At 71.0% G+C, this 23,925-nt stretch carries 22 protein-coding genes; 20 read left to right on the forward strand and 2 right to left on the reverse strand.

The window, feature by feature from the left end:
• Positions 1 to 19 precede the first annotated feature (19 nt).
• The 17 genes from ACWHMB_RS10235 to ACWHMB_RS10315 all read left to right on the forward strand — a co-directional run bounded on the left by ACWHMB_RS10235 (position 20) and on the right by ACWHMB_RS10315 (position 18,036).
• Positions 20 to 1,117 carry a hypothetical protein gene (locus ACWHMB_RS10235; RefSeq protein WP_377483154.1) on the forward strand — a complete coding sequence of 366 codons (1,098 nt, stop codon included), beginning with the start codon at positions 20 to 22 and terminating at the stop codon, positions 1,115 to 1,117.
• 34 nt (positions 1,118 to 1,151) lie between these two features.
• Entirely contained in the window at positions 1,152 to 2,105 is a 954-nt protein-coding gene (locus ACWHMB_RS10240) for a major capsid protein (protein ID WP_377483152.1), read from the forward strand.
• Between the two features lie 11 nt (positions 2,106 to 2,116).
• Positions 2,117 to 2,353: a hypothetical protein gene (locus ACWHMB_RS10245; protein ID WP_377483150.1), complete on the forward strand. Its 237-nt coding sequence runs from the start codon at positions 2,117 to 2,119 to the stop codon at positions 2,351 to 2,353.
• Positions 2,354 to 2,475: 122 nt separating this feature from the next.
• Positions 2,476 to 2,844 carry a DUF2190 family protein gene (locus ACWHMB_RS10250; protein WP_377483149.1) on the forward strand — a complete coding sequence of 123 codons (369 nt, stop codon included), beginning with the start codon at positions 2,476 to 2,478 and terminating at the stop codon, positions 2,842 to 2,844.
• A gap of 4 nt (positions 2,845 to 2,848) precedes the next feature.
• A complete protein-coding gene (locus ACWHMB_RS10255; protein ID WP_377483146.1) occupies positions 2,849 to 3,331 on the forward strand; it encodes a gp436 family protein in 483 nt (160 codons plus the stop codon).
• Positions 3,328 to 3,516 (forward strand): hypothetical protein, encoded by a 189-nt coding sequence (locus tag ACWHMB_RS10260; RefSeq protein WP_377483144.1) that lies wholly within the window; start codon positions 3,328 to 3,330, stop codon positions 3,514 to 3,516. The genes ACWHMB_RS10255 and ACWHMB_RS10260 overlap by 4 nt, the downstream gene beginning before the upstream one ends.
• Before the next feature lie 82 nt (positions 3,517 to 3,598).
• Positions 3,599 to 4,063, forward strand: coding sequence for a phage tail terminator protein (locus ACWHMB_RS10265; protein ID WP_377483142.1), 465 nt, complete (start codon positions 3,599 to 3,601; stop codon positions 4,061 to 4,063).
• 17 nt (positions 4,064 to 4,080) lie between these two features.
• A complete protein-coding gene (locus ACWHMB_RS10270) occupies positions 4,081 to 4,860 on the forward strand; it encodes a phage tail tube protein (protein WP_377483140.1) in 780 nt (259 codons plus the stop codon).
• A 182-nt stretch (positions 4,861 to 5,042) separates the two neighbouring features.
• A complete protein-coding gene (locus ACWHMB_RS10275) occupies positions 5,043 to 7,952 on the forward strand; it encodes a tape measure protein (RefSeq protein ID WP_377483138.1) in 2,910 nt (969 codons plus the stop codon).
• A gap of 19 nt (positions 7,953 to 7,971) precedes the next feature.
• Complete coding sequence (locus tag ACWHMB_RS10280) at positions 7,972 to 8,388, forward strand: hypothetical protein (protein ID WP_377483135.1); 417 nt, start codon at positions 7,972 to 7,974, stop codon at positions 8,386 to 8,388.
• A 15-nt stretch (positions 8,389 to 8,403) separates the two neighbouring features.
• Positions 8,404 to 12,039: a hypothetical protein gene (locus ACWHMB_RS10285; RefSeq protein WP_377483133.1), complete on the forward strand. Its 3,636-nt coding sequence runs from the start codon at positions 8,404 to 8,406 to the stop codon at positions 12,037 to 12,039.
• Between the two features lie 13 nt (positions 12,040 to 12,052).
• On the forward strand, positions 12,053 to 13,207 hold the full coding sequence (locus ACWHMB_RS10290) for a hypothetical protein (protein WP_377483131.1): 1,155 nt from the start codon (positions 12,053 to 12,055) through the stop codon (positions 13,205 to 13,207).
• A gap of 1 nt (position 13,208) precedes the next feature.
• Positions 13,209 to 14,708 carry a LamG domain-containing protein gene (locus tag ACWHMB_RS10295; RefSeq protein WP_377483128.1) on the forward strand — a complete coding sequence of 500 codons (1,500 nt, stop codon included), beginning with the start codon at positions 13,209 to 13,211 and terminating at the stop codon, positions 14,706 to 14,708.
• On the forward strand, positions 14,705 to 15,130 hold the full coding sequence (locus ACWHMB_RS10300) for a hypothetical protein (protein ID WP_377483126.1): 426 nt from the start codon (positions 14,705 to 14,707) through the stop codon (positions 15,128 to 15,130). Before ACWHMB_RS10295 ends, ACWHMB_RS10300 begins: the two co-directional genes overlap by 4 nt.
• Before the next feature lie 7 nt (positions 15,131 to 15,137).
• Positions 15,138 to 17,048 carry a hypothetical protein gene (locus ACWHMB_RS10305; RefSeq protein ID WP_377483124.1) on the forward strand — a complete coding sequence of 637 codons (1,911 nt, stop codon included), beginning with the start codon at positions 15,138 to 15,140 and terminating at the stop codon, positions 17,046 to 17,048.
• Complete coding sequence (locus ACWHMB_RS10310; RefSeq protein ID WP_377483123.1) at positions 17,041 to 17,265, forward strand: hypothetical protein; 225 nt, start codon at positions 17,041 to 17,043, stop codon at positions 17,263 to 17,265. Before ACWHMB_RS10305 ends, ACWHMB_RS10310 begins: the two co-directional genes overlap by 8 nt.
• 3 nt (positions 17,266 to 17,268) lie before the next feature.
• Positions 17,269 to 18,036, forward strand: a complete 768-nt coding sequence (locus tag ACWHMB_RS10315; protein ID WP_377483121.1) for a DNA methyltransferase — start codon at positions 17,269 to 17,271, stop codon at positions 18,034 to 18,036.
• Between the two features lie 50 nt (positions 18,037 to 18,086).
• On the opposite strand, the gene ACWHMB_RS10320 is transcribed toward ACWHMB_RS10315, so the two are convergent.
• The gene (locus ACWHMB_RS10320; RefSeq protein WP_377483119.1) at positions 18,087 to 19,232 is read right to left on the reverse strand and encodes an O-acetylhomoserine aminocarboxypropyltransferase/cysteine synthase family protein; all 1,146 of its coding nucleotides are present in this window, start codon (positions 19,230 to 19,232) and stop codon (positions 18,087 to 18,089) included.
• 170 nt (positions 19,233 to 19,402) lie between these two features.
• Positions 19,403 to 20,491, reverse strand: coding sequence for a DUF6817 domain-containing protein (locus tag ACWHMB_RS10325; RefSeq protein WP_377483117.1), 1,089 nt, complete (start codon positions 20,489 to 20,491; stop codon positions 19,403 to 19,405).
• Positions 20,492 to 20,630: 139 nt separating this feature from the next.
• Between ACWHMB_RS10325 and ACWHMB_RS10330 the strand changes: the two genes are divergently transcribed.
• The 3 genes from ACWHMB_RS10330 (at position 20,631) to ACWHMB_RS10340 (ending at position 23,923) form a co-directional block, all read left to right on the forward strand.
• Positions 20,631 to 20,903 carry an oxidative damage protection protein gene (locus tag ACWHMB_RS10330; RefSeq protein WP_293222960.1) on the forward strand — a complete coding sequence of 91 codons (273 nt, stop codon included), beginning with the start codon at positions 20,631 to 20,633 and terminating at the stop codon, positions 20,901 to 20,903.
• A gap of 99 nt (positions 20,904 to 21,002) precedes the next feature.
• On the forward strand, positions 21,003 to 23,030 hold the full coding sequence (gene mnmC, locus ACWHMB_RS10335; RefSeq protein WP_377483115.1) for an FAD-dependent 5-carboxymethylaminomethyl-2-thiouridine(34) oxidoreductase MnmC: 2,028 nt from the start codon (positions 21,003 to 21,005) through the stop codon (positions 23,028 to 23,030).
• On the forward strand, positions 23,027 to 23,923 hold the full coding sequence (locus tag ACWHMB_RS10340; protein ID WP_377483113.1) for an EamA family transporter: 897 nt from the start codon (positions 23,027 to 23,029) through the stop codon (positions 23,921 to 23,923). The genes mnmC and ACWHMB_RS10340 overlap by 4 nt, the downstream gene beginning before the upstream one ends.
• Positions 23,924 to 23,925 lie beyond the last annotated feature (2 nt).

The raw sequence follows: 23,925 nt of genomic DNA on the forward strand, positions 1-23,925 counted from the left end.
TCGCGCGACGATGCCGCCCATGGCATCGCAAGCGCCCACCGCCCCCGCAAACGCCCCCGCCGCCGCGCCCGCCGATGGCGCGGCTGCCTTGCCCGGCGGTATTGAAATTTTCCGCGCCGGCACGCACCGTGACGACGCCGGCAACACCCACACCTTCACCCGCGCCCAGCTGCAAGAGCTGGCCGACAGCTACAACGCCGCGCTGCGCGAGGCGCCGCTGACGGTGGGCCACCCCAAGGACAACCTGCCGGCCTACGGCTGGGTGCAGCGCGTGTTCGTCAACGAGGCCGGCAACCTGGCCGTCGATGCGCACCAGGTGGACGCGGCTTTTGCCGAGATGGTGAAGGCCGGCCGCTTCAAGAAGCGCAGCGCCAGCCTGTACCCGCCCACGGCGCCGCACAACCCGACGCCGGGCAAGTGGTACCTGCGCCACGTGGCCTTTCTGGGCGCGCAGCCGCCGGCGGTGGCGGGCCTGAAGGACATCAGCTATTCCGTGGCGGACGCGGCCGAGGCCGTGACGCTGGATTTTTCCGAAGCCGCCGGCGCGCCGGCACCCATCCCCGCTCAAACACAGGAGCCCCCCATGAGTGATACCGACAAGGCCGAGCTGGAGAAGCTGCGCGCCGAGGCCAAGGCCAGCCAGGATGCCACCGCCAAGCTGCAGGCCGATCTGCAGGCGGCCAACGACGCCCACGCCGCCGCGCAGGCGCAGGTGAAAAGCTTTGCCGAAAAGGCGGCGGCCGAGCGCCGCGCCAGCTTCGTGAGCTTTGCCGAGGCCGAGATCAAGGCCGGCCGCCTGCTACCCAAGGACAAGAACCTGGCCGTGGCCACGCTGGAGACGCTGGCCGCCGGCGAGCAGGCGCTGTCCTTCAGCGAAGGCGCCACCACCACCCAGGTGACGCCGCTGCAGATGTGCGCCTGGCTGCAGGGCCAGATGAGCAGCCGCACGGCGGTGGTGCAGTTCGGCGAGCTGGCCGGCGGCGCCGACGCGCCCGCCTTCGACGCCCGCGGCAAGAGCGACGAAGACATCGACCAGGCGGCGCGCCGCTACCAGGCCGAGCACCCCAGCGTCAGCTATGCCGAGGCGCTGACCCAGGTGACCCGCTTCACCGCCTGAGCGCAGGCCCCAAACCGCAACGAGGACCACTGACATGACTCCCAAAGACATTCGCCTGGCCAACCCGATCCTGGGCAACCTGATGCTCAACGGCGTGGCGCAGGGCACGGCCATGGCCGCGCAGGTGCTGTTTCCGCGCCTGCCCACGGCGCTGCGCGGCTTTCAGCTGGCGCAGCTGGGCGACGAGGCCACGCGCCGCTACAACACGCGGCGCGCGCCGGGCGCGGCCACCAAGCAGGTCAAGATCGGCTGGCAGGGCAGCACCTACACGGTGGACCAGCACGCCATCGACGTGCCGATCCCGCGCGAGCTGATCCAGGAGCAGGACGAGGCGCGCCGCCTGAACGTGGGCGCCAACCTGGACATCTCGCGCGTGGCGGTCAACACCGCGCTGCAGGTGCTCAACCTGGACTACGAGATCGAGGCCGCGGCCATTGCCACCGACACCGCCGCCTATGGCGCCAACGTGCTGGGCCTGTCGGGCGGCACCAAGTGGAGCAGCACCGGCACCCCGGTGACCGACGTGCGCGGCAAGGCCGAGGTGATCCGCAAGGCCACCGGCCGCCGCCCCAACACCCTGGTGCTGGGCGCCGGCGTGCTGAACGCGCTGACCATGAACGCCGAGGTCAAGGGCTACCTGCCCAACACCAACCTGGGGCCGGCCACCGTCGAGCAGCTCAAGAGCATCCTGAACGTGGCCAACATCGTGGTGGCCGACGCGGTGGTGACGGGCGAGGACGGCGCCGTGAGCGACGTGTGGGGCAACAACGCCATCCTGGCCTATGCGCCGGTGATCGGCGCCGACGGCTCGGGCCTGTCGCTGGGCGAGCCGGCGTTCGGCTTCACCAGCTGGCTGGAGGGCCACCCCTTCGTCGAGACGCCGTACTACGACCGCGCCACCAAGAGCTGGATTTACGGCGCCACCTTCGAGCGCTCGCCCACGCTGGTGCGCGGCACGGCGGGCTTTTTGTTCACCAACCCCGCGTGAGGCCCTGAACCATGAGCAAAGCACAAGCCCTGATCGCCCTGGTGGCCACCGCCGTGATGGTGGACGGCGAGCGCCGCGTGATTGCCGCCGGCCAGCCGCTGCCGGCGCTGGACGCCGTCGACACCGACGCCCTGCTGGCCGCCAAGGCGGCGCGCATCGATGACGGCGCCGCCGCCACCGAGGCCGCCGCCGAAGGCGCCGCGCCGGCCGCCAAGCCCGCCGCCAAAAAGGCGCCCGCCAAGACCTGAATCTCTCCTTGACTCCAGGCGCCTCGCGCGCCCTTCGCCCGCCCGGCCCCGTGTCCGGCGGGTCTTTTGGGTGAAAGACCCCGCTTTCCGTCCCTGAAACCCGCTTGCCACAGGAGCAACCCATGTCCCGACAGTTCGACAAAGTGCATGCCCTCACCATCATCGCGGCCGTGGCCCTCGCCGCCAACCGCTTCGTCAGCTTTGACGGCACGCTCACCGTGGTGGCGCCGGCCAGCGGCGGCAAGGATTGCTGTGGCGTGTCCGAGGAATCGGCCGCCATCGGCGAGGCCGTGAGCGTCATCACCGGCTACAGCGCCCTGGTCGAGGCCAGCGCCGCCATCACGCTGGGCGCCTACGTCAAGCCCGCCGCCGACGGCAGCGGCAAGGCGGCGGCCGGCAGCCTGACCGACCACTGCGGCCGGGCGCTCAGCGCCGCCACCGCGGCCGGCCAGCTGGTGGAGGTGCAGATCACCGAGCACGTGCACGCCTGACGCCATGCAATACGCCACCGTCCAGGACATGATCGACCGCTTTGGCACGCCGGAGCTGATCCAGCTGACCGACCCGGACGACCAGGCCGCCGTGCAGGCCGCGCGCGTGCAGCTGAAGCTGGACGACGCGCAGGCGCTGGCCGACGGCTACCTGGGCCGCGTGTTTGCGCTGCCTTTGGTGGGCTGCGCCAAGCCGGTGGGCGTCGACCAGGTCGAGCTGGTGCCGCCGCCGCAGCTGACGCGCATCGTCTGCGACGTGGCGCGCTACTACCTGTATGACGACCTGGCGCCCGAGAGCGAGGTCTATCGCCGCTTCAAGAACGCCAGCGCCGAGCTGGCCGCCATTGCCGAGGGCAAGGCCGTGCTGGGCTGCCCCTGGGGCGGCGCGCCCGGCAGCCCGGCCACGGCCGGGCCGGCGGCGGGCGACACGCAGCACGCCTTTGCCCCGCGCGGCATCGGCGCCGACGTGGACGGGGGTTACCGATGATCGAGGTGTTGCAGCAGCTGAGCCGCCCGCGCCTGGTGCTGGCGGTCATCGTCGTGCTGTGCGCGGCGCGCGCGCTGCTCGACGGCCGGGTGACGGCCGGCGAGTGGGGCGCCGTGACGGGGGCCGCCATGTGGTGGACCAGCGGCGGCGCCAACGGCGTCACCAAGGCCGGGGGGCCGCTGTGATGGCCGGATCGGCCCTGATCCTGATCGCCATGGGCGCGCTGTTTGCCACCTGGTGGCCCGCGTCGCTGTTCTGGGGCCTGTCATGACCCTCCAGGACATCAACGACTTCAGCCGGCTCGAGGACGCCATCGTGGCGATCCTCAAGACCGCCGTTGCCGGCTTGAGCCCCGCCGTGCACGTGCTGACCGCCGCCGACCTGGCCGGCGTGGCCGAGCAGCGCCAGCGCGTGCCGGCGCTGCACGTGATCAGCCAAGGGTTCTCGCCCGCGCCCGAGCCCGACCCGCGCCTGCTGCGCCTGACCCACACCTGGTACGTGGTGGCGGCCGTGAGCAACGTGGCCACGCAGCGCGCCGGCCATGCCGCGCGGCGCGCCGCCGGCCCGCTGCTGGCGCTGGCCATGGGCGCGCTGCTGGGCGAAAGGCTGCCCGGCACCACGCGCCCGTTGGCGGCGGTGCGCGCGCCGGCGGGCGCCTACAGCGCGGGCTACTTTTATCTGCCCTCGGCCTGGCAGGCCGAGAGCGTGTTTCGCAAGCCAACCACCCCCTGAAACCGGAGCCCTGAACCATGACCGCAGCCACCCTGATCAGCAAGACCTACCGCCCCAGCATGCAGGTGGGCAAGGTGTATGCCCGCCCCTACGGCAGCGCCGCCGCGCTGGCCGAAATCGGCAACGTGCTGGAGCTGACCATCGAGCACGGCGAGGACGTCAAGCGCCAGGACGACATGACCGCGCTGGGCGGCGGCGTGCACGCCGAGGTGCGCCGCGTCAACGAGGTCAACCTGACGATGAAGCTGGCCGACCTGAACATCACCAACCTGGCGCGCGCCACCATGGCCACCGTGGCCGGCAACGACGCCGGCACCGCCACCGACGAGCCGCACAGCGGCGCGCCCGGCGGTCTGATCGTGCTGGCGCACATCGCGCCCACGGCGGTGACCGTCAAGAAGGGCGCCACCGCCGGCGCCGCCACCAATGTGACCATGGCCGGCAACTACGAGGTGCGCCCCGAGGGCATCTACGTGCTGCCGACCGCCGCCGACATCACCGGCGCCGACAACCTGTGGGTGAGCTACAGCTACGGCGACCAGGCGGTGATCGAGGCGCTGACGCAAAAGACGGTGGAGCTGGAGCTGGTGTTCGGCGGCCTGAACGAGGCCGACGGCGGCAGCCCCTGCGTGGTGCAGGTGTGGCGCGCCAGCCAGTCGGTGACCAAGCAGCTGGCCTTCATCAACGACAACTTCGGCAGCCTGGACGTGACCGGCTCGATCCTGAAGGACGACAGCAAGACCGGCGTGGGCATCAGCAAGTACTACCGCCAGACGGTGGCCGGCGCGCCGGTTTGAGCGTTTTTCTCCCTCTCCCGGCGGGAGAGGGTGGGGATGAGGGCCGCTCGCCCCTCATTCCCTGACCCCGGTCATTCGGCCCCGCGGCGCCGCGCGCGCGAGCATGGCGGCCATGGCAGACCAAGCAATCAACCTGTTCAGCCTCGCCCGCGCCCAGCGTGGCCTGGGCACGGGCGCGCGCCATGGCTGAGCAGGGCGTCGAGCTCAAGATCACGGCTGACGCCAAGGGCGCGCAGCAGGGGATCGACCAGGCAAGCCAGGCGCTCGACGGCCTGGGCCAGGCGGCGCAGCAGGCTGGCCAGCACGCCGGACAGGCGGCCGAGCAGGTTGGCAAAGTCGGCGCGAACACCGGCGGCATCGACGCCGCCGAGCGCGCCACCTCGCGCTTTGGCCGCACCACCGACTGGCTGCGCGACAAGTGGCAGGCGACGGCGGGCACGATCCGCGACTTTGCCGTCGGCAACCTGCTGGCGCAGGCGTTCATGGGCATTGCCCAGCGCGCCACCGAGCTGGCGCGCGCCTTCATTGCGGCCAACGAACAGGTGGCCGGCTTGCGCCGCGCGTTTGGGGCCATCTACAAGGACGCGGCGCTCGCCGAGCGGCAGATTGCCTTCTTGCGCGAAACCAGCAATGCGGCCGGCGTGGGCTTCGACGGGCTGTCCAGCTCGTTCAAGTCGTTCACGGCGGCGGCGACGGCGGCCAACATTCCGCTGGCGGTGCAAAACGATCTGTTTGCATCGGTGGCCAAGGCCGGCGCCACGCTGGGCCTGAGCACGGCCGAAACCAGCCGCGCCGTGCTGGCGCTGAGCCAGATGGCCAGCAAGGGCACCGTCAGCATGGAAGAGCTGCGCCAGCAGCTGGGCGAGAGCCTGCCGGGCGCGCTGTCGCTGGCCGCCAAGGGTCTTGGACTGACCGAGGCCGAGCTGATCAAGCTGGTGGAGTCGGGCGGGTTGGCCGCGCGTGATTTGTTCCCGGCGCTGGCGCAGTCGCTCAAGACCATGGCCGGCGAGAACAACACGCTGACCGGCACCTGGGAGCGGCTGAGGAACGCCATGGCGCAGGCCTTTGCCGCTGCTGGCGACGGCGGCGGCATGCAGGCGCTGATTGCCGGCGCGCGGGCGCTGGCCGGCGCCGTGGGCCTGGTGCTGGTGCCGCTGCAGGGGTTTGCCGAGGCGCTGTTTGGGCTGGGTCGCGCCATCGGCGCCGGCGCCGCCGCGCTGGCGGTGCTGACGGACAAGGGCACCACCTGGGCGCAGAAGGCCGCCTTGCTGAAAGACATTGGCGGCGACCTGGGCGACAGCATGGCCGCCGCCGGTGGGCGCATCAGCGCCACGGCCGGCGCATTCACCGACGCTGCGCTGGGCGCCGACAAGGCAGCCGCCGGCATGGGCGGCCTGAAGGGCGCGGCCGATCAGTCCACCGCCGCTGCCGCGCAGTTGAGCCAGTCGTGGGTGTCGGTTGGCCAGACCATGGGCAAGGCCGCGGCCGACATGGCGCAGCAGGCCGCCAACGCCGGCAAGCACGCCCAGGCCGTCAAGGACCAGGGCGCCGCGCTGGTGGAGCTGGCGCGCGTGCAGGGCGAGCACGGCGCCATCTTGCAGGCCGAGCAGCAGGCGGCAGCCGCCAACGCCACCGCGCTGGAGGCCGTGGCCCAGGCGCGCGCCAAGGAGCTGGAGATCGTCACGGCCGAGCTGACGGCCAAGCAAAACCTGATCGCCGGCAACGAGGCCGAGCAAAAGGCGCGCGAGCAGGACATCAAGGGCCTGAGCGACAAGGTGGCCAAGCTGACCGAGGAGGCCGGCGCCGCGCGCCAGTCGGCCGAGGCGGCCAAGAACGCCGCCCTGGCCAAACAGGCGGCGGCCGAGGCCGACCGCAACCACGCCGGGCAGCTGGCCGAGCTGACGCTGAAGCTGAAGGACCAGCGCACCGCGCTGGAGCAGGTGCGCGCCGAATACGAGGCCGGCCGCGCCACGCGCGAGCAGGTGGCCGGGGCCGAGCGCCAGGTGGCGCTGGCGGCGGCCAACGTGCGCGACGCCTTTGCCGACCAGACCGAGGCCGCACGCGCCAGCGCCATTGCCAAGAAAGCGGACGCCGACAGCGCCGTGAGCCTGCTGCAGACACAAAAGCAGCTGGCCGCGCAAGGCGAGGAAATGGCCCGCCTGATGGGCGACGAGAACCTGGCGCGCCACTACCGCATCGAGCAGATGCAGATCGACGTGAAGATCACGCTGGCCAAGGCCGACGCCATGCGGGTGGAGGCCGAGGGATCGATCAACGTGGCGCGCGCCAAGCTGGAGGAGCTGCGCGCCAAAGGCCAGCTGACCAAGGTGAACGAGGCCGAGCTGAACGCCAGCATCAAGATTGCCGAGGCCAAGATCAAGGAAGCGGCGGCCACCAAGGACCTGGCCGGCCTGTTGCAAAACGGCGTGGACGCCGCGCGCAACTATGGCGACGCAGCCGGCCGCGCGGGCGACAAGAGCCGGGGCGCCACCGACAAGGCCGCCGAGGGCTGGCGCGACGTGGCCAGCGACGCGCGCGACGCCGCCAAGGCGGCGGGCGAGTACCAGGAGAAACTGGGCGAGGGCGTGCAGCGCGTGGGCGGAGGTTTTCGCAACAAGGACGGCTGGGCCAGCGACGCCAAAGGCAACGCCATTACCGCCCGCGAAGATCCCGCGCTGCGCAATCAACGCCTGGCCGCCATGTTCGGCGAGGACATGATCGGCAACCAGAACGCCGAGGCAGCCTACAACCTGCGCAATCGCATTGCGCTGCTGGAAAGATACAGCGACCCGACGGCGGGCGACGGCTCCCTGGGCCTGCTGAAAAAAGAACTGGAACGCCTGACCGCCGCCATGGAGGCCGACCGCGCCGCCAAGCAAAAGAGCGACCGCCCCGGCCCCGCGCCCGCCGCGCCCGAGCGCAGCAGCGGCGGCGCGCGCGCCAGCGGCGTCAGCGCCGGCGTGGCCAGCGTGGTGCGGGTGGAGCTGCCGCGCGGCGAGCGCTACGACGTGGACACCACCACGCCCGCCGGGCGCGACCAGCTGAACGCCCTGATTGCCCGCGTGGGCGCCGACAAGCGCCGCGCCGCCTGAGCCGCCGGACCGAAGCACCATGAGCATCACCCTGACCCATACCCCCGCCGTGGGCGCGCCCACCACGCTGGCGCTGTCCGACCGCCTGGTGTGGACCGACGAGCACGCCTGGCAGGCGCCGCAGATGGCCACCGACTACGGCACGCAGGGCGACCTGATGGTGCACGTGCGCGCGCGCAACGCCGGCCGCCCGATCACGCTGGAGGGCCAGGAGTCCGCTGCCTGGATGACGCTGGCGCAGGTGCAGGCGCTGCAGGCCTGGGCCGACATGCCCGGCGCGCAGTTCACCCTGCACCTGCGCGGGCTGGACCGCACGGTGATGTTCGACGCCACCGAGGGCGCGGCCATTGACGCGCGTCCTTTGTGGCCGCTACTGGATGGCGAGCAGACTGCCGACATGCCGATGCAGCCGACGCTGAAGTTCATCGAAATCTGACCCCGACCGAGACCCATGCCCATCCCACTCAATGCCGTCAAGCTGCTCGCCAGCAAGGTGATGGACGACGTGCCCGAGGGCGGCGGCGGGCCCACCGGCATCGCCATCGCCTCGGGCGCCAGCAACCTGATCTTCACCGACGTGACCGGGGTGGACCGCGCCGGCGGCGACACCAGCCTGCGCCAGCTGCACTACCAGGTGCAGACCGCCGACACGCAGAAGGCGCTCGACATGTACCTCATGATCGCGCGCCGCCCGGCCGATGCCGCCGTCGACATCTACATGGTGGCCTGCGACACCTTTGCCGTGCGCACCCAGATCGCGCAGGCCATCGCCAGCTATTTCATCCCGGCATCCGAGTGGGGCGGCTACCTGCTGGAGGACCACATCAAGGATCAGCAGAACATCACCGTGCTGCAGCGCCCCGGCACCACGCTGCCCGCCGTCGGCGACACGCTGTTTCTGATCCTCAACGAAGGCCAGGGCGGCCAGGTGACGCAGGCCGTGCGCGTCACCAACCTCGCCTCGTCCGAGCAGACCTACACCGACACCAGTGTGGTGCCGCCGGTCGACTTCAAGGGCCTGCGCTGCATTCTCACGCTCGACAAACCCCTGGCGCAGGCCTTCCCCGGCTCGCCGCCCTCGCGCGCCTTTGCGCGCCAGGCCGCCAAGACCAAAATTCGCGCCGCCATGGCCGCCGGCGCGGCGCGCTTTTATGGCGCGGCGGCCAGCAGCGCCGCCACCGCCATCACCGACGACTTCATCAAGGTCGACAGCATCTATGCCCAGGTGGTGCCCAGCAGCCGCGACCCGCGCACCAACGTGGGCGAGGCCCCCGGCTCGCAGCGCACCCTGGTGCTGGCCGCCGCGCCGCGCCGCGTCGAGGTGGGCGTCACGCCGCACAGCCGCCGCATCAAGGTGGGCAACAGCAACGTCAGCACCAGCTACGTGCTGCCCGTGCTGCTGCCCCTGCCCGAGCCCGGCACCGTGGTCGTCACCTACCGCGCCCAGGGCCAGAAGTACAGCCTGGTCGACGATGGCGCCGGCCACCTGGTGGGTGGCATCGGCGAGACCGGCACCATCGCCTACGCCAGCGGCCTGGGCGACATCGTGCTCAAGGACCTGCCCGACATCGGCAGCACCATCACCATCCACTGGGGCGAGCGCGCCGCCTACACCAACCGCAGCAGCCAAGGCGCCAGCGTGCGCCCGCCCGAATACACCTGGGTGCTCGAAGGCGATGGCATGCTCGAGCCCGGCACCCTCACGCTGCAATACACCAGCGGCGGCGTTGTCAAAAACTGCAGCGTATCGGCCGGTGGCATCATCAGCGGCGACGGGGCGGGGCGTGTCGACAACCCCAGCAAGACGGTGCAGTTTCGCCCCGCCTACATGATCGACGCCGGTGGGCAGATCGCGTGCGAATACCAGCTCAGCACGCTGCAGACCGAGATTCTCACGCCCGGCAGCCCCGATGCCGGGGGCTTCATCACCCTGGCCCTGGCACAGCAGCCCGCCGCCGGCACCGTATCGGTGCAATGGGCCACCGCGCAAGAGGTCAGCACCACCAGCGGCGGCACCACCAGCAGCACCAAGACCCACACCGGCGGCGGCGCCAGCAGCGTGCGCGCCGTGCAATACGTGCCGCAAACCGCCTGGACGGGCCAGCTCACCGCCATCGGCATCAGCACCACGCCCGGCGGCGGCGGGGTTGACTTTGGTGCCGGCTTCAACAACGGCGGCACCCAGTACATCGACGTCAAGACCGAAACCAGCACCAGCGGCAGCGCCAGCTACAGCACCGCCACCGGGCGCGACGGCGCCACCCGCGTGATCGTGCTGCACTCCGTCACCGACGACGGCGCCGGCAACCTGGCCGCCGCCCTGGGCACCGTGGCCTACACCAGCAAGAGCATCAGCCTGCGGGTGGTGGACTTCACCCGCAGCACCGAGAGCTACAAGGCCGATTACGAAAGCGCCAGCGAGTTCAAGAGCGCAACCACCAGCAACACCAGCAGCAGCAGCGGCAGCGCCAGCGCCGTCAAGGGCGGCAGCTACGCCACCACCGCGGTGGGCGAGCAGCAGCTGGCCGCCTCCAGCGTGGTGGTGCGCTACAAGGTAGGCGCCGTCACCCCCGTGGCCGCCAGCATGACCTTCACCCCGCCCGAGGTGGTGATCGACCTGTGCCCCTACACCGCCGACCGCATCGTGCCCGGCAGCGTGCAGTTCACCTGGATGGGCAAGGTCTACCAGGACGTCGATGGCGTGCTGTACCGCGACCGCGCCGGCGCCAGCCCCGGCATTGCCAGCGGCAGCATCGACCTGCAGGCCGGTCTGGCGCGCATGACCGACTATGTGGTGGGCGGCAGCGGCCCGGCCGACTTCACGCTGCAAAGCCTGTGGACGCGCAAGGGCGACTGGCGCACCGCCAGCATCTTTGCGCAGACGCAGGCCAGCCCCATCCAGCCCGGGCCGGGGGGCTTCAGCATGCTGCTGGTGGACGTGGCCGGCGCCGCCCTCACCGCCGTGGTGGACGTGGATGGCAATGTCACCGGAACGCACTGCCTGGGCAAGCTCGACTTCGAGTTCGGCGACCTGCAGCTGCAGTTCGGCGACTACGTGCTCGACAGCGCGCTCACGCCGGCCGACAAGCTGGAGTGGTGGTACGCCGCCGCCGACGTCGGCGCGGTCGAGGCCGGCAAGATTTGGCGCCCCTGGCCGGTGGACCCGGCCAGCCTGCGCATGAACTACGTCAGCTACGCCTACCTGCCGCTGGACGAGGAAATCATCCGCATGCCGGCCACCACGCTGCCGCCCGACGGGCGAGTGCCCAAGTTCCGCGTCGGCGACTACATCAGCATCGACGACGCGCAGCAGCTGGCCGCCGCCACCTACGCCGCCAGCGACGTGATCGACTGCGGCCGCACCCGCCTGTCGGCCATTGCCCTGACCGGCGCCGATGGCGCGCCCATCACCGCCGGCTACACGGCCGACCTGGACGCCGGCACCATTGCCGTGGCGGACGTCAGCGGCTGGTCGCAGCCCGTCACCGTCACCCACTGGCTGGGCGTGATGGCACGCGCGCGCGAGGTGCGCATCGACGGCACCATCCGCCTCAACAAGCAACTCGGCCACGCCTTCCCCTCCGGCGCCAACGTCGCCAGCCTGCTGATGGCCGGCGACAAGGCCGCCCGCGTGCAGCGCGTGTTCGACCAGCAGACCTGGGACAAGACCACCTGGCTGGACAGCCGCAGCGGCGCCAGCGCGGCCTTCCGCTACAACGACACCGACTACCCCATCGCCGTCACCAACCAGGGCGCCGTGACCGAGCGCTTTGCGCTGCAGTTCAAGTCAAACGGCAGCGACTTCGACTGCCTGGGCGAGCACCTGGGCTATGTGGCCGCCGGCAGCAAAAACACCGACTTCGCCCCCATCAACCCGCGCACCGGCGCGCCCTATTTCACCATGCCCGCCGCCGGCTGGGGCGCCAGCGCCTGGACGGCCGGCAACACGGTGTTCGTGCACACCGTGGGCGCCATGGCCAGCTTTGCCATCGGCCGCAGCGTGCAGCCCAGCGAGGCGCCGGTGGCGCTGGACTATTCGTTCGAGCTGCACTGCCGCTACTTCGAAGACCGCCCGCCCGGGCCCTGACCGAGACACACCCATGGCCTTTTTCTACGACTCCACAATGACCGGCGCGCCCGTGCTCTCAGGCACCGCCGGCGCGCTGAACAGCCTGCTGAAGACATGCCTGGTCGATGGCTTTGGCAGCAGCGGCGTCACATCCGTGGTGGTGGCCAGCGGCATCGCCACCGTCACCTTCGCCGCCGCGCACCCCTACAAACGCGACGTGACCATGGCCCTGTCTGGCGCCACGCCCGCGGCTCTCAACGGCAACAAGCTCGTGCTGTCCACCACCAGCACCACCGCCACGTTCGCCGCCACCGGCATTGCCGACGGCGCTGCCAGCGGCACCATCACCGCCAAGGTGGCGCCAGCCGGCTGGGTCGAGGCTTTCACCGGCACCAACCTCAAGGCATTCAAACCCAGTGTGCCCGAAGCCACCGGCTGCGTGCTGCGCATTGACGACACCGGCACCACCAACGCCCGCGTGCGCGCCTACGAGGCAATGACCGATGTATCCACTGGAGTCGGCCCCACGCCGCTGGATAGCCAGTTGTCGGGTGGGCTATGGTGGTCCAAGAGCAACGTGGCCAACGCCACCACCCGCACCTGGTATCTGGTGGCAGACGAACGCGGCTTTTACCTGGCCGTGGCCCCTGCGGGCAGCGACCGCTATACGCTTTTGTTCGCTGGCGACATTGCCAGCATGAAAAGTGGTGACGCATATGGCTACCTGCTCACGGGCAACCAGTCCGACCAGACCAACGTGGGCACAGTGCCCGACGGCTGCGTGGGCTACTCGCACCGCAGTGCGCGCAATGGCGCTTATCTGGTGCGCTCGCACACGGCCATCGGTCAATCGACTGCCGCGCAGCGCATCGGTGCACACCACAATGGAGGCACCGCAGATTCGTATGCAGGCACTGCCGGGTATTCGCTGGGCACCTACCCCAATGGCCCGAACAACGGCTTGATGACCGGCGCGCTGGAGCTTTTCGCAACGGGCATCCGGGGCACGTTGCCTGGGTTGCTGCACCCTGTGCAAGACTGTAGCGCGTCATTCGCCACGGGTACCATCGTTGACGGGACTGACGATCTCACGGGGCGGCGCCTGCTGGCTGTCCGCACGGGGCCGCCAGCAGGCGGTACGGTGGGCACCGTGTTCATTGACGTAACCGGCCCGTGGGCACGCTGAGATGGCTGCGGCACGATATTGGCGCATCGTAGGCGTCGAAACCTACGCGGGGGGCGACCTGGAATTGGGCGAGTTGCACCTGTACGGCGCCTCCGGGCGGTTGGACGCTGCTGCCACACTCACCAGTACCATCGCACCCACGGCGGGCACGCTGGCGGCGCTGCAAGATGACAACCTTGGCACCACCTGCCGCTTCGCTGCTGCTGCCGTGCGCGCGGGTGGCTTCGCCATCTCCTGGGACTTTGGCGCAGGGAACACCGCTGATAGCATTGGTTTGCGCCTTGGCGCCGCCGCGCAGGATGTGTTCATGGCGGGGTGCACCCTGCAGTACAGCGCCGATGGTGCGCAGTGGCAGTTGTTGTCCGAATTTTCCCGCTATGCGTGGCCGGGGGTAGGTGCGTACACCATCGCGCCTGAGGTGGGGGATACGGATTACGCCAAGGTAGCCGCGCTGTTGCATTTCGATGGTGTGGGCGGCAGCACCACATTTAACGATAACAGCCCAAGACCAAAGGCGATCACTGCAGCGGGCGGGGCCGCCCTCTCTACCACGCAGAGCCAATTCGGCGGGGCATCGCTGGCGGTGACCGGAGTAGGCGCCGGGGTGGGGGGCGGTGTCGTTTTGGTCGGGGATTCTGCCGACCTCGATGTATCGACTGGAGACTTCACTGTCGAGCTGTGGGTTCGCCCGGCGTCTTTTTCTGGGACGGCGATTCTTGTGAATAAGGCGGCGGGGACGGCGGGCGGGTATCCATTTCAGATCTACACAACAGCGACGGGGGCCGTTGCGGCCTGGTCGTATGACCTCGCCGGGGTGCAGCTATACGCCATGTCATCAGCTGCTGGCGCTCTGGCAGTGTCGGTGTGGACGAGCCTGGCATTTGTACGTTTTGGCAATACCCTGAGTCTTTATATAAACGGGATCAATGCGGCTTCGGCTGCGTATTCGGGCGTCCTGCCGGCAAATGCCTTCCCGATGTCTATTGGTGCTTACAGCGATGGGAAGTACGGGTTTTCCGGACACATCGACGAATTTCGCTTGACCAAGGGCGTGGCGCGCTACACCGCCAGTTTCGCGCCGCCAACAGAGCCGTTCCCCAGCAGCACAGGCGGCATAGGCGGCACCCTTTTCTTGCCCTCCACCCAGCACACCGCAGCCAGCGCAGCGCAGATTGCAGCCAGCGCCCCCGTGCCCGCGTTCAGCACCCGCCGCACAGCACCATTGCAACTCGCCCGCGATGTCGAAGTCGGCGGCCCCGGCACCATCTACGGCACCACCCAAACCAAAGGCACGCCCAACACCCCCACCAAGGCCCGCGTGGTGCTGCTGTGCCAGCGCAGCAAGCTGCCGGTGCGTGAGACCTGGAGCGATCCGGTCACCGGCGCCTTCGAGTTCACCGGCCTGGACGAGCGCACCGAATTCATTGCGCTCGCGCAAGACAGCACGGGCAGCTTTCGCCCCGTGGCGGCCGACCGCGTGCTGCCCGAGGTGCCGGCATGAGCTGGACCGTGTCGGACGCGCTGGCGCTGGCGCAGCTGCAGGCCACGCTGACGCGCCTGGGCGCGGCGCCCGGCCCGGCCGTGCTGCGCCTGTACACCAGCACGCCGCCCACCGGCGCCGTGACCGACCCGGGCGGCCACCAGGCCGAGATCGCGCTGGCCAGCCCGCCGGGCGCCATCACCGCCGGCGTGCTCAAGCTGGCCATGGCCGGCGGCGCCAGCGCCATGGTGCTGGCCAGCGGCATCCCGCGCTGGGGCCTGCTGGTGGCCGGCGACGGCGTGCCGCTGGCGCGCGGACTGGTGACCGACGACGCCCACGCCGGCGACATCCGCGTGGCCGGCGGCAGCACCCCGGCGGGCGACGACAGCCCGCAGCTGTACGCCGGCGGCCTGGTGGCGCTGACTGAAACCTTTTTGACCTGACGCGAATGTGGCCGACCTGCACCTGCGCTACAGCCAGCCCGCCGACAGCGCCCAGCCGCTGCGCCTGCGCTTTGGCGACGAGGGCGGCGGCATCGCCCCGTCGGCCATCGACGTCGCCCTGCATGGCCGCATCACCCACGGCCTGGACGGCCATGCCGGCGCCGCCACCGTCGCGCAGGCCGGCGCGCACGGTCGCATCACGCGCGGCCTGCAGGGCCACGTGGGCGCGGCCTGGGCCAGCAATGTGGACCGGCCCGAGCGCGTGCGCAGTGCCGGCATCTGCCAAAGCGCCACCCCCGCCGCCGCGCCGCGCGCCATGGGCTGGCACATCGCCCGCGCCCGCCAGGCCGGCCATGGCGCCCACTGGCAGCACGCCCGGGCCGGCGCCAGCGGCCACAGCAGCGCCTGGCGCCAGTCCGCCCGCCGCGCCAGCACCAACGCCCACCACTGGCAGCGCGCCCTGGCCCGCGCCCTGCTGGACGCCGCCCGCTACCAGCAGGCACGCCGCCACGCCGCCCCCGCCGCCGCCCGCTGGCAGCACGCCATCGGCCACGGGCGGCCGGCCGGCGTGCACTGGCAGCAAACCTACAGCCGCGCCAGCCTCGCGGCCGACCATTGGCAAAGCGCCCGCGCCGGCGCCGCACCCCTGCGCCACCGCTTTGCCCAGCGCGCCGCCCTGCGCGCGCTGCTGGGCATCGCCCACTACCAGGACGCCCGCCGCCCCGGCGACGCCATCACCATCGTCCTGCCGCCCGGCCAGCCGCCGTGCTACGACCCGGCGCAGCCGCTGCACCTGCGCTTTGTCGAGCTGGCCGCGCCGGGGCTGCCGCTGCATTTGCGCTTTGTGTGCGAGCGGGCCGGTGGCGGGCCGGGGCCGCAGCCGGGCGGCAGCATCGTCGTCGCCCGCCGCCGGAGCTACATCGTGCTGAACTCGATCGAGGTGCGCCTGGCCGCCGACGGCACCCTGCTGCCGGCGCTGGACAGCGGCTTCAGCATGCGGCTGGACCACCGCTCGTGGACCTGGGGCTTTCAGCTGAGCCTGCACGCCGCCGCGCTGCCGCTGCTGACGCCGGGGCCTGACGGCCTGCCGGTGGAGCTGGAGGTCACCGTCAACGGCCAGCCCTTTCGCATGCTGGCCGAGTCGCGTCGGCGCTCGGTGCAGTTTCCGCGCGCGGTGCTGGAGGTCAGCGGCACCGGCCGCGCGGCGCTGCTGGACGCGCCATATGCGTCTCAGCAGACCTTCAGCCAGCCCGCCGCCCGCACCGCCCAGCAGCTGATGCTGGACGTGTTGACGGTGAACGGGGTCAGCATGGGCTGGACGCTGGACTGGCAGCTGACCGACTGGCCGGTGCCGGCCGGCACCTGGTCGCACCAGGGCAGCTGGATCAGCGCCATCAACGACATTGCCGCCGCCGTGGGCGCCTACGTGCAGCCGCACGACACGGCGCAGACCCTGCGCATCCTGCCGCGCTACCCCGTGCGCGCATGGGAGCTGGCCAGCGCCACGCCCGACATCACCCTGCCCGCCGGCATTGCGACGGTGGAGGAGGTCACCTGGCTGCACAAGCCCGATTACGACGCCATCTACCTGCAGGGCGAACCGGGCGACAAGCTGTACCACCGCAAGCGCGCCGGCACGCCCGGCACCAACCCCGCGCCCCAGGCCGTGCACCCGCTGCTGGTGCACGCCGACGCCGCCGCCCAGCGCGCCATCGCCGAGCTGAGCGACACCGGCCGCCAGATCGAGCAGCGCCTGCAGCTGATGGTGCTGCCCGCCACCGGCGTCATCAAGCCCGGCACCCTGCTGCGCTACACCGACGACGGCGCCGTCACCCGCACCGGCATCGTGCGCGCCACCGAGCTGCGACAGGCCGGCCCCCGCATCGACCAGACCCTGACGGTGCAAGCCCATGAGTGACAACGCCTTCGCCCAATGGCGCGAGCTGTTCGCCGCCGGCCCCCTGCAGGCCGGCGAAGTCACCGCCTACGCCAGCGGCGTGGCCACCATCACACTGCCCGGCGGCGGCATCCTGCGCGCCCTGGGCGAGGCCACCGTGGGCCAGCACGTGTACGTGCGCGACGGCGCCATCGTGGGGCCGGCGCCGGATTTGCCGGTGGACAGCGGGGAGGTTTGAAGAATGAACATCGTCGAGCAAACCCCCACCCCCGAGGCGCCTTGGCGCCGCAAGGCCGTCATTGGCAACGCCACCCTGTACTGCGCCGACAGCCTGGAGCTGCTGCGCGCCGGCGTGTTCGGCAAGATCGGGGCGATTGTCTCGGACCCACCGTATGGGATTGGGTATCAGCACGGAGGCGCCCGCAACAAGACGGGCGTGGGGCGAACGATTGGCGGCCGTCATCTCCCCTCAAAGGTGGACCGCATCGTCGGTGACGACGCACCTTTTGACCCGACGATATGGATCGAATCGGCGCCGCGCTCGGACGAGAAAAAGTACAGCGGATACGGTCGAGCCAGAATCCTCCTGTGGGGCGCTGACAACTTCATGCAGCACCTGCCATCGGGAGGCACCATGCTGGCGTGGGACAAGCACGTTGGCCGTGGGCCGAACGACAGCTTTGCGGACTGCGAATGGGCTTGGTGCGGCGTTGATGCCAAACGCGAGGTGTTCCGGCACCTGTGGAAAGGCGCTGTCACAAGGAAGACCGGCGAAGACTCGATGGGCGGGCACTTCCGGCGCCATCACGTCAGCCAAAAACCCGTCGAGCTGATGCGCTGGTGCATCGACAAGGTGCGTCCGCTGGCCGGCCTTCCCGTGCTCGCCCCCTACATGGGCAGCGGAACCACCGGCGTGGCCGCCATGACGTTCGGCCTGCCGTTCATCGGCTGCGAGATCGACCCCGATCACTTCGATATCGCGGTCAAGCGACTTCAGGCGTTACAGTAAAGTTTCCTACACTGTAATTTTGTTGCCGCCTATGAAAGGCGCTGCCCAGCTCAATATTGCAGAAAATGGCCGCCAAATTTCGCAGCGCGCTTCAAGAACAGGCCCAGCGCGTCCTGAAAGCGTGCGCCGGCGGCGCGGCCGTCGGCGGCCTTCAGGGTGAAGCTGACGATGCCCGAGGCGCGCCCGCCCATCAGGCGCTGGACGATGGCGTGGTCGGGGTGATCGGGCAGGCCGGCGTAGTTGACGGACGCCACCTTGGGGTGCTTTTGCAGGTACTGGGCAATGGCCAGCGCGTTGTCGCAGGTGCGGTCCATGCGCAGCGGCAGGGTCTGGATGCCCTGCAGCAGCAAGAAGGCGTTCATCGGGCTGAGGGCGCCGCCCAGGTTGCGCAGCGGCACCACGCGCGCGCGGCCGATGTAGGCCGCCGCGCCCAGGGCCTCGGTGTAGACCACGCCGTGATAGCTGACGTCGGGCTCGTTCAGGCGCGGAAAGCGCGCCTTGTGCTCGGCCCACGGGAACTTGCCCGAATCGACGATGACGCCGCCCATACTGTTGCCGTGGCCGCCGATGTACTTGGTGGCGGCATGCACCACGATGTCGGCGCCGTGCTCGATGGGGCGGCACAGATAGGGGCTGGGCACCGTGTTGTCGACGATCAGCGGCACGCCGTGCGCGTGCGCCACCTGGGCCAGCGCGGCCAGGTCGGTGGCGTTGCCCAGCGGATTGCCGATGGATTCGCAAAACACGGCCTTGGTGCGCGCGTCGATCAGCTTGCCGAACGCGGCCGGGTCGCGGTAGTCGGCAAAGCGCACTTCCACGCCCATTTGCGGCAAGGTGTGGGCAAACAGGTTGTAGGTGCCGCCGTACAGCGTGGAGGTGGAGACGATGTTGTCGCCCGCGCTGGCGATGGTCTGGATGGCGTAGTGAATCGCCGTCATGCCCGAGGCCACGGCCAGCGCGCCGATGCCGCCCTCCAGCGCCGCCAGCCGCTGCTCCAGCACGGCGCTGGTCGGGTTCATGATGCGGGTGTAGATGTTGCCCGACACCTTCAGGTCGAACAGGTCGGCGCCGTGCTGCGTGTCGTCGAAGGCGTAGGACACCGTTTGATAGATGGGCACCGCCACCGACTTGGTGGTGGGGTCGGGCGTGTAGCCGGCGTGCACGGACTGGGTCTCGAACTTCCACGAATCGCTCATCGAATGCTCCTTGAAGGGTGTGAAACTATCAAATCAATAGCTGCTCGCGCTTGATTGGTGCCGGCTACAGGCCAAAATGGCTTGAAACGTCGGCGACGGGCGCACTGGGCGCAGTCTAGTCCCGCCGGCGGGCCGATCGCGGCGCGGGCTCAGACAGATTGCGCATGAGCTTATGGGCGCTCGGGCCGCAGCGCCACGTTGTTCAGCTTGTCCAGCCGCTCGGGCCAGGCGCCGGTCTGCGCGCCCTGGCGCAGGATGCGCGCCCAGGCCATCCAGGCGTCCCACTGCACGCGCTTGTCCCAGGCGTTGCCCCAGGCGCTGTAGCACTGCAGGGCGCCGGTGGCGGCGACTTCGGCGTCTTTGCTCCGGCCGGCGATCAGGTACAGCTGCGCCAGCACCATCTGCGGCTCGCCCACCCAGGGGTTCAGGCGTGCGGCGTGCTCCAGCGCGGCGACGGCGCCGTCCATCTGCACCAGCGGCTGGTCTTGCGCGATGACCGACCAGTACAGCGACGACGCGGCCGCCTCGTCGCCCGCGGCCAGGGTGCGCGTGCAGTGGTCGAACACCGGCGGCATGGGCAGCAGGCCCTTCAGCGCCGGGTGCTGCAGCGCGGCGCCCAGCTGGCTGATGTGCGCATAGATCCGGCTGGGCGGGCGCATCGGGCCGGGCCACAGCGCGGCCATCCAGTGCGCGGCCTGCGGCACTTGGGGCACGTCGGGAAAGCCGCTGTAGATGTCCTCCTGCCAGGCAAACCACTGCTCGCAGGTGTCGGCCATGCTGACCACGATGAAGGCGGCCACCACGTCGGCCGGCAGGCGTTGCTCATCCACCTGCACGCTGCCGTCGGGCTGGATGCGGCCGGCCAGCAGCTGGCGCACGAACTGCGCGCGCGAGGCGGTGCAAAACAGGTACACCAGTTGCTCGGCGCGCTCGCCCACGGCCTCGCGCAGGCGCGCACGCTCGCGCGTGGGGTCGAACTTGACCAGGTCGACAAAGGCGTTGCCGTACACGCTGTGCAGCAGGCCCAGCAGGCGCACGTCGCGCGGCTGGCGCCACAGCGCCAGCGTGCGCGCCACGCCCACCAGGTGGTGGCGAAAGGTGCCCGCCTTGTGCCAGTCCTGCCCCACGCCGCGCGCCAGCACGATGGGCAGCACGGGGGCCAAGTCGACGTCGTGCGCCAGCCATTCGTCATCCAGCAGCGCCAGGGCTCGGCTGTGCAGGTCGGGGTCGAGCGGGGCGAAGGCGGCGGTCGAGGTCATGGGGCTGGGTGGTGTGAGTCGGGCTGGCCGCAGTATCGGCCAAATCGGGCCACGCCATGCCGCACGCCCACGCCGCGGGCGCAGACCGCCGATAATCCAAGGCTTCATTCGCATCAGCACACGGCAAGGAAATCGGGATATGGCACGCATGGTCCACTGCATCAAGCTCGGCACCGAGGCCGAGGGCCTGGACTTCGCGCCCTACCCCGGCGCGCTGGGCCAGCGCATCTGGGCCAACGTCAGCAAGCAGGCCTGGGCCGACTGGCTGCGCCACCAGACCACCCTGGTCAACGAAAACCGCCTGAACCTGGCCGACGCCAACGCGCGCGCCTATCTGCGCCAGCAGATGGAGGCGCACTTCTTCGGCGACGGCGCCGAGCAGGCCGCGGGCTACGTGCCGCCCAAGGCCTGACGGCCGCCGGCGCGCGGTGGCCGGGCGAATTTCAAGCCAAATCGGCCTGCAGCGCCCGCTGAATCTGCGCGAGCAGCTACTGATTAAATAGCGTATCGGATGCCGCCCTCCCCCGTCCTGTGGCGCGACGACGGCACGCCCGCCAGCGCGCGCTTTGGCGACATCTACCGCAGCCACGACCGCGCGGGCGACGGCGGCCTGGCGCAGGCGCGGCACGTGTTTTTGCACGGCTGCGGCCTGCTGCCCGACGCCGATGAGCCCGCCGCCTGGGCCGGCGCGCCGCGCTGGGCGGTGCTGGAGACGGGTTTTGGCCTGGGCCTGAACTTTCTGGCCACCTGGCAGGCCTGGCGCAGCGACCCGCAGCGGCCCGCGCGCCTGCATTACTCCGCCGTCGAAGCTTGGGTGTGCGAGGCCGACGACCTCACGCGCAGCGCCGCGCCCTTTGCCGAGCTGGCGCCGCTGGCCGCCGAGCTGGCCGCCGCCTGGCACGGCCTGCTGCCCGGCGTGCACCGCATCCGCCTGGACGGCGAGCGCGTGCAGCTGAATTTGGCCGTGGGCGACGTGCAGCCCATGCTGGCCGAGCTGAGCGGCGCGCACGACAGCCTGTTTCTGGACGGCTTCAGCCCCGAGCGCAACCCGGACATGTGGAGCGATGCCACCTTCGCCGCCGCCGCCCGCCTGCTACGGCCGGGCGCGCGCGCCGCCACCTGGTGCGTGGCCGGCGCGGTGCGCCAGCGCCTGGTCGAGCACGGCTTCGAGCTCGAGCGCGTGCCCGGCCTGCCGCCCAAGCGCCAGGCCCTGCACGCGCACTACGCCCCGCGCTGGACGCCGCGCGTGCGCGCCGACCAGGAGCCGCGCTGGCACCAGGCACCGGCCCGCTGCGCCATCGTCGGCGGCGGCCTGGCCGGCGCGGCGGTGGCCTTCAGCCTGGCGCAGCGCGGCTGGCGCGTGAGCGTGCTCGACGCCGCGCCCGAGCCCGCCGCCGGCGCCAGCGCCCTGCCCGCCGGCGTGGTGGCGCCGCACGTGTCGCCCGACGACCGGCCGCTGTCGCAGCTGACGCGCGCCGGCGTGCGCGCCACGCTGACGCGCGCCGCCGGCCTGCTGCGCGCCGGCCGCGACTTTGCCGCCAGCGGCGTGCTGGAGCGCCACGAGCCCGGCAAGCGCCGCCGGCCCGCCGTCTGGTCGGCCGACGAGCTGCCCCTGGCCGCGCAGGCCGAGAGCCTGGCCGGCGAGCACCCGCTGACCCGCGCCCAGGCGCAGGCCGCCCAGCTGCGGCTGGACGAGGCGCACCCGGCGTTGTGGCACGCGCGCGCCGGCTGGGCCCAACCCGCCGCGCTGGTGCGCGCCATGCTGGGCGCGCCGGGCATCGCGTGGCGCGGCCAGTGCACCGTCGCCCGCATCGACCGCGCCGACGACGGCTGGCGCCTGCGCGATGCGCGCGGCGACACGCTGGCCGAGGCCGAGCTGGTGGTGATTGCCGCCGGCTTCGACTCGCTGGCCTTGCTGGACGACTCGTTGCCCCTGCACGCGCTGCGCGGCCAGGTGGCCTGCGGCCCCATGCCCGGCGGCGCGGCCGACGCGGCGCTGCCGCCCTTTCCGGTCAACGGCCACGGCAGCCTGATCGCCCACCTGCCGGGCGAGGCCGAGCCGCGCTGGGTCACCGGCTCCACCTTCGAGCGCGCCCAGGCCACGCCCGGGCTGCAAGCCGAAGACCACGCCGCCAACCTGCAGCGCCTGCGCGAGCTGCTGCCGCGCGCCGGCGCCGCGCTGGCCGCGCAGTGGGCCGACGGCCGCGCCCAGGCCTGGGCCGGCGTGCGCGCCACCCTGCCCGACCGGCTGCCCGCGGTGGGTGCATGGCGTTGGCGCCCCAGCGACGATTTCGAGTCGAATCGGGCTGCAGCGCCCGCCCATCAAGCGCGAGCAGCCATCGATTCGATAGCAAAGCAGCCCCTGCCGATCCACCTGTGCACCGGCCTGGGCGCGCGCGGGCTGACGCTGGCGGTGCTGGCCGGCGAGCTGCTGGCCGCCACCCTGCACGACGAGCCGCTGCCCGTGGCGCGCTCGCTGGCGCGGCGGCTGCGCGCGCGCCGCTTTCAACCCTCGGCTGCCCCAGACAAGGCATCATGACCCGTCGCACCACCCCGCTCACCTGGCGCCACCTGCTGCTGATCCTGGCGGTGGTGGCCGTGTGGGGCACCAACTTCGTCATCATCAAGTTCGCGCTGGCTCACCTGCCGCCGCTGCTGCTGGCCGCGCTGCGCTTTGCGCTGGCGGCCTTTCCGCTGGTGCTGCTGGTGCGCCGGCCGGCGGCGTCCTGGGGCAACCTGGCGCTGTACGGCCTGGCCATCGGCGTCGGGCAGTTCGCGCTGCTGTTCTACGGCATGCAGCGCGACATCACGCCGGGCCTGGCCTCGCTGGTGGTGCAGGCGCAGGTGTTCTTCACCGTGGCGCTGGCGGTGATGATCGACAAGGAGCGGCTGCGCCCCTACCAGTGGGTGGCGGCGCTGATCGCCCTCACCGGCATCGTCATCATCGCCAGCCACACCGACGGCCACACCACGCTGGCCGGCCTGCTGCTGACGCTGGGCGCGGCCTTCTTCTGGGCGCTGGGCAACGTCGCCAGCCGCGCCGCCGGCCCGGTCGACGTGCTGGCCTACGTGGCCTGGTCCAGCCTGTTCGCCGTGCCGCCGCTCTTGCTGCTCAGCCTGTGGCTGGAAGGCTGGCCGCGCATCGCCAGCGGGCTGGCGCAGGCCGACGCCGCCACCTGGGCAGCGGTGGTATGGCAGTCGCTGGGCAACACCATCTTCGGCTACGGCGTGTGGGCCTGGCTGCTGGCGCGCTACCCGGCGGCCACGGTGGCGCCGTTCTCCATCCTGGTGCCGGTGTTCGGCATCGGCGCCTCGGCCCTGCTGATGGGCGAATCGCTGCCGCCCTGGAAGCTGCTGGCCACCGGCCTGGTGATGGCCGGGCTGGCGCTGAACCTGCTGTGGCCGCGGCTGGCGGCGGCGCGGCGCGGGTGAGT

The organism is Ottowia pentelensis (assembly GCF_964341695.1).

What these genes read in the sequence shown, in the direction of transcription:
- ACWHMB_RS10285 (WP_377483133.1), top strand. Translation starts at nt 8,404, where the DNA reads ATGCCCATCCCACTCAATGCCGTCAAGCTGCTCGCCAGCAAGGTGATG.
- ACWHMB_RS10265 (WP_377483142.1), top strand. Translation starts at nt 3,599, where the DNA reads ATGACCCTCCAGGACATCAACGACTTCAGCCGGCTCGAGGACGCCATC.
- ACWHMB_RS10235 (WP_377483154.1), top strand. Translation starts at nt 20, where the DNA reads ATGGCATCGCAAGCGCCCACCGCCCCCGCAAACGCCCCCGCCGCCGCG.
- ACWHMB_RS10240 (WP_377483152.1), top strand. Translation starts at nt 1,152, where the DNA reads ATGACTCCCAAAGACATTCGCCTGGCCAACCCGATCCTGGGCAACCTG.
- ACWHMB_RS10290 (WP_377483131.1), top strand. Translation starts at nt 12,053, where the DNA reads ATGGCCTTTTTCTACGACTCCACAATGACCGGCGCGCCCGTGCTCTCA.
- ACWHMB_RS10280 (WP_377483135.1), top strand. Translation starts at nt 7,972, where the DNA reads ATGAGCATCACCCTGACCCATACCCCCGCCGTGGGCGCGCCCACCACG.
- ACWHMB_RS10340 (WP_377483113.1), top strand. Translation starts at nt 23,027, where the DNA reads ATGACCCGTCGCACCACCCCGCTCACCTGGCGCCACCTGCTGCTGATC.
- ACWHMB_RS10255 (WP_377483146.1), top strand. Translation starts at nt 2,849, where the DNA reads ATGCAATACGCCACCGTCCAGGACATGATCGACCGCTTTGGCACGCCG.
- ACWHMB_RS10315 (WP_377483121.1), top strand. Translation starts at nt 17,269, where the DNA reads ATGAACATCGTCGAGCAAACCCCCACCCCCGAGGCGCCTTGGCGCCGC.
- ACWHMB_RS10325 (WP_377483117.1), bottom strand. Translation starts at nt 20,491, where the DNA reads ATGACCTCGACCGCCGCCTTCGCCCCGCTCGACCCCGACCTGCACAGC.
- ACWHMB_RS10310 (WP_377483123.1), top strand. Translation starts at nt 17,041, where the DNA reads ATGAGTGACAACGCCTTCGCCCAATGGCGCGAGCTGTTCGCCGCCGGC.
- ACWHMB_RS10330 (WP_293222960.1), top strand. Translation starts at nt 20,631, where the DNA reads ATGGCACGCATGGTCCACTGCATCAAGCTCGGCACCGAGGCCGAGGGC.
- ACWHMB_RS10260 (WP_377483144.1), top strand. Translation starts at nt 3,328, where the DNA reads ATGATCGAGGTGTTGCAGCAGCTGAGCCGCCCGCGCCTGGTGCTGGCG.
- ACWHMB_RS10270 (WP_377483140.1), top strand. Translation starts at nt 4,081, where the DNA reads ATGACCGCAGCCACCCTGATCAGCAAGACCTACCGCCCCAGCATGCAG.
- ACWHMB_RS10275 (WP_377483138.1), top strand. Translation starts at nt 5,043, where the DNA reads ATGGCTGAGCAGGGCGTCGAGCTCAAGATCACGGCTGACGCCAAGGGC.
- mnmC (WP_377483115.1), top strand. Translation starts at nt 21,003, where the DNA reads ATGCCGCCCTCCCCCGTCCTGTGGCGCGACGACGGCACGCCCGCCAGC.
- ACWHMB_RS10320 (WP_377483119.1), bottom strand. Translation starts at nt 19,232, where the DNA reads ATGAGCGATTCGTGGAAGTTCGAGACCCAGTCCGTGCACGCCGGCTAC.
- ACWHMB_RS10245 (WP_377483150.1), top strand. Translation starts at nt 2,117, where the DNA reads ATGAGCAAAGCACAAGCCCTGATCGCCCTGGTGGCCACCGCCGTGATG.
- ACWHMB_RS10295 (WP_377483128.1), top strand. Translation starts at nt 13,209, where the DNA reads ATGGCTGCGGCACGATATTGGCGCATCGTAGGCGTCGAAACCTACGCG.
- ACWHMB_RS10300 (WP_377483126.1), top strand. Translation starts at nt 14,705, where the DNA reads ATGAGCTGGACCGTGTCGGACGCGCTGGCGCTGGCGCAGCTGCAGGCC.
- ACWHMB_RS10250 (WP_377483149.1), top strand. Translation starts at nt 2,476, where the DNA reads ATGTCCCGACAGTTCGACAAAGTGCATGCCCTCACCATCATCGCGGCC.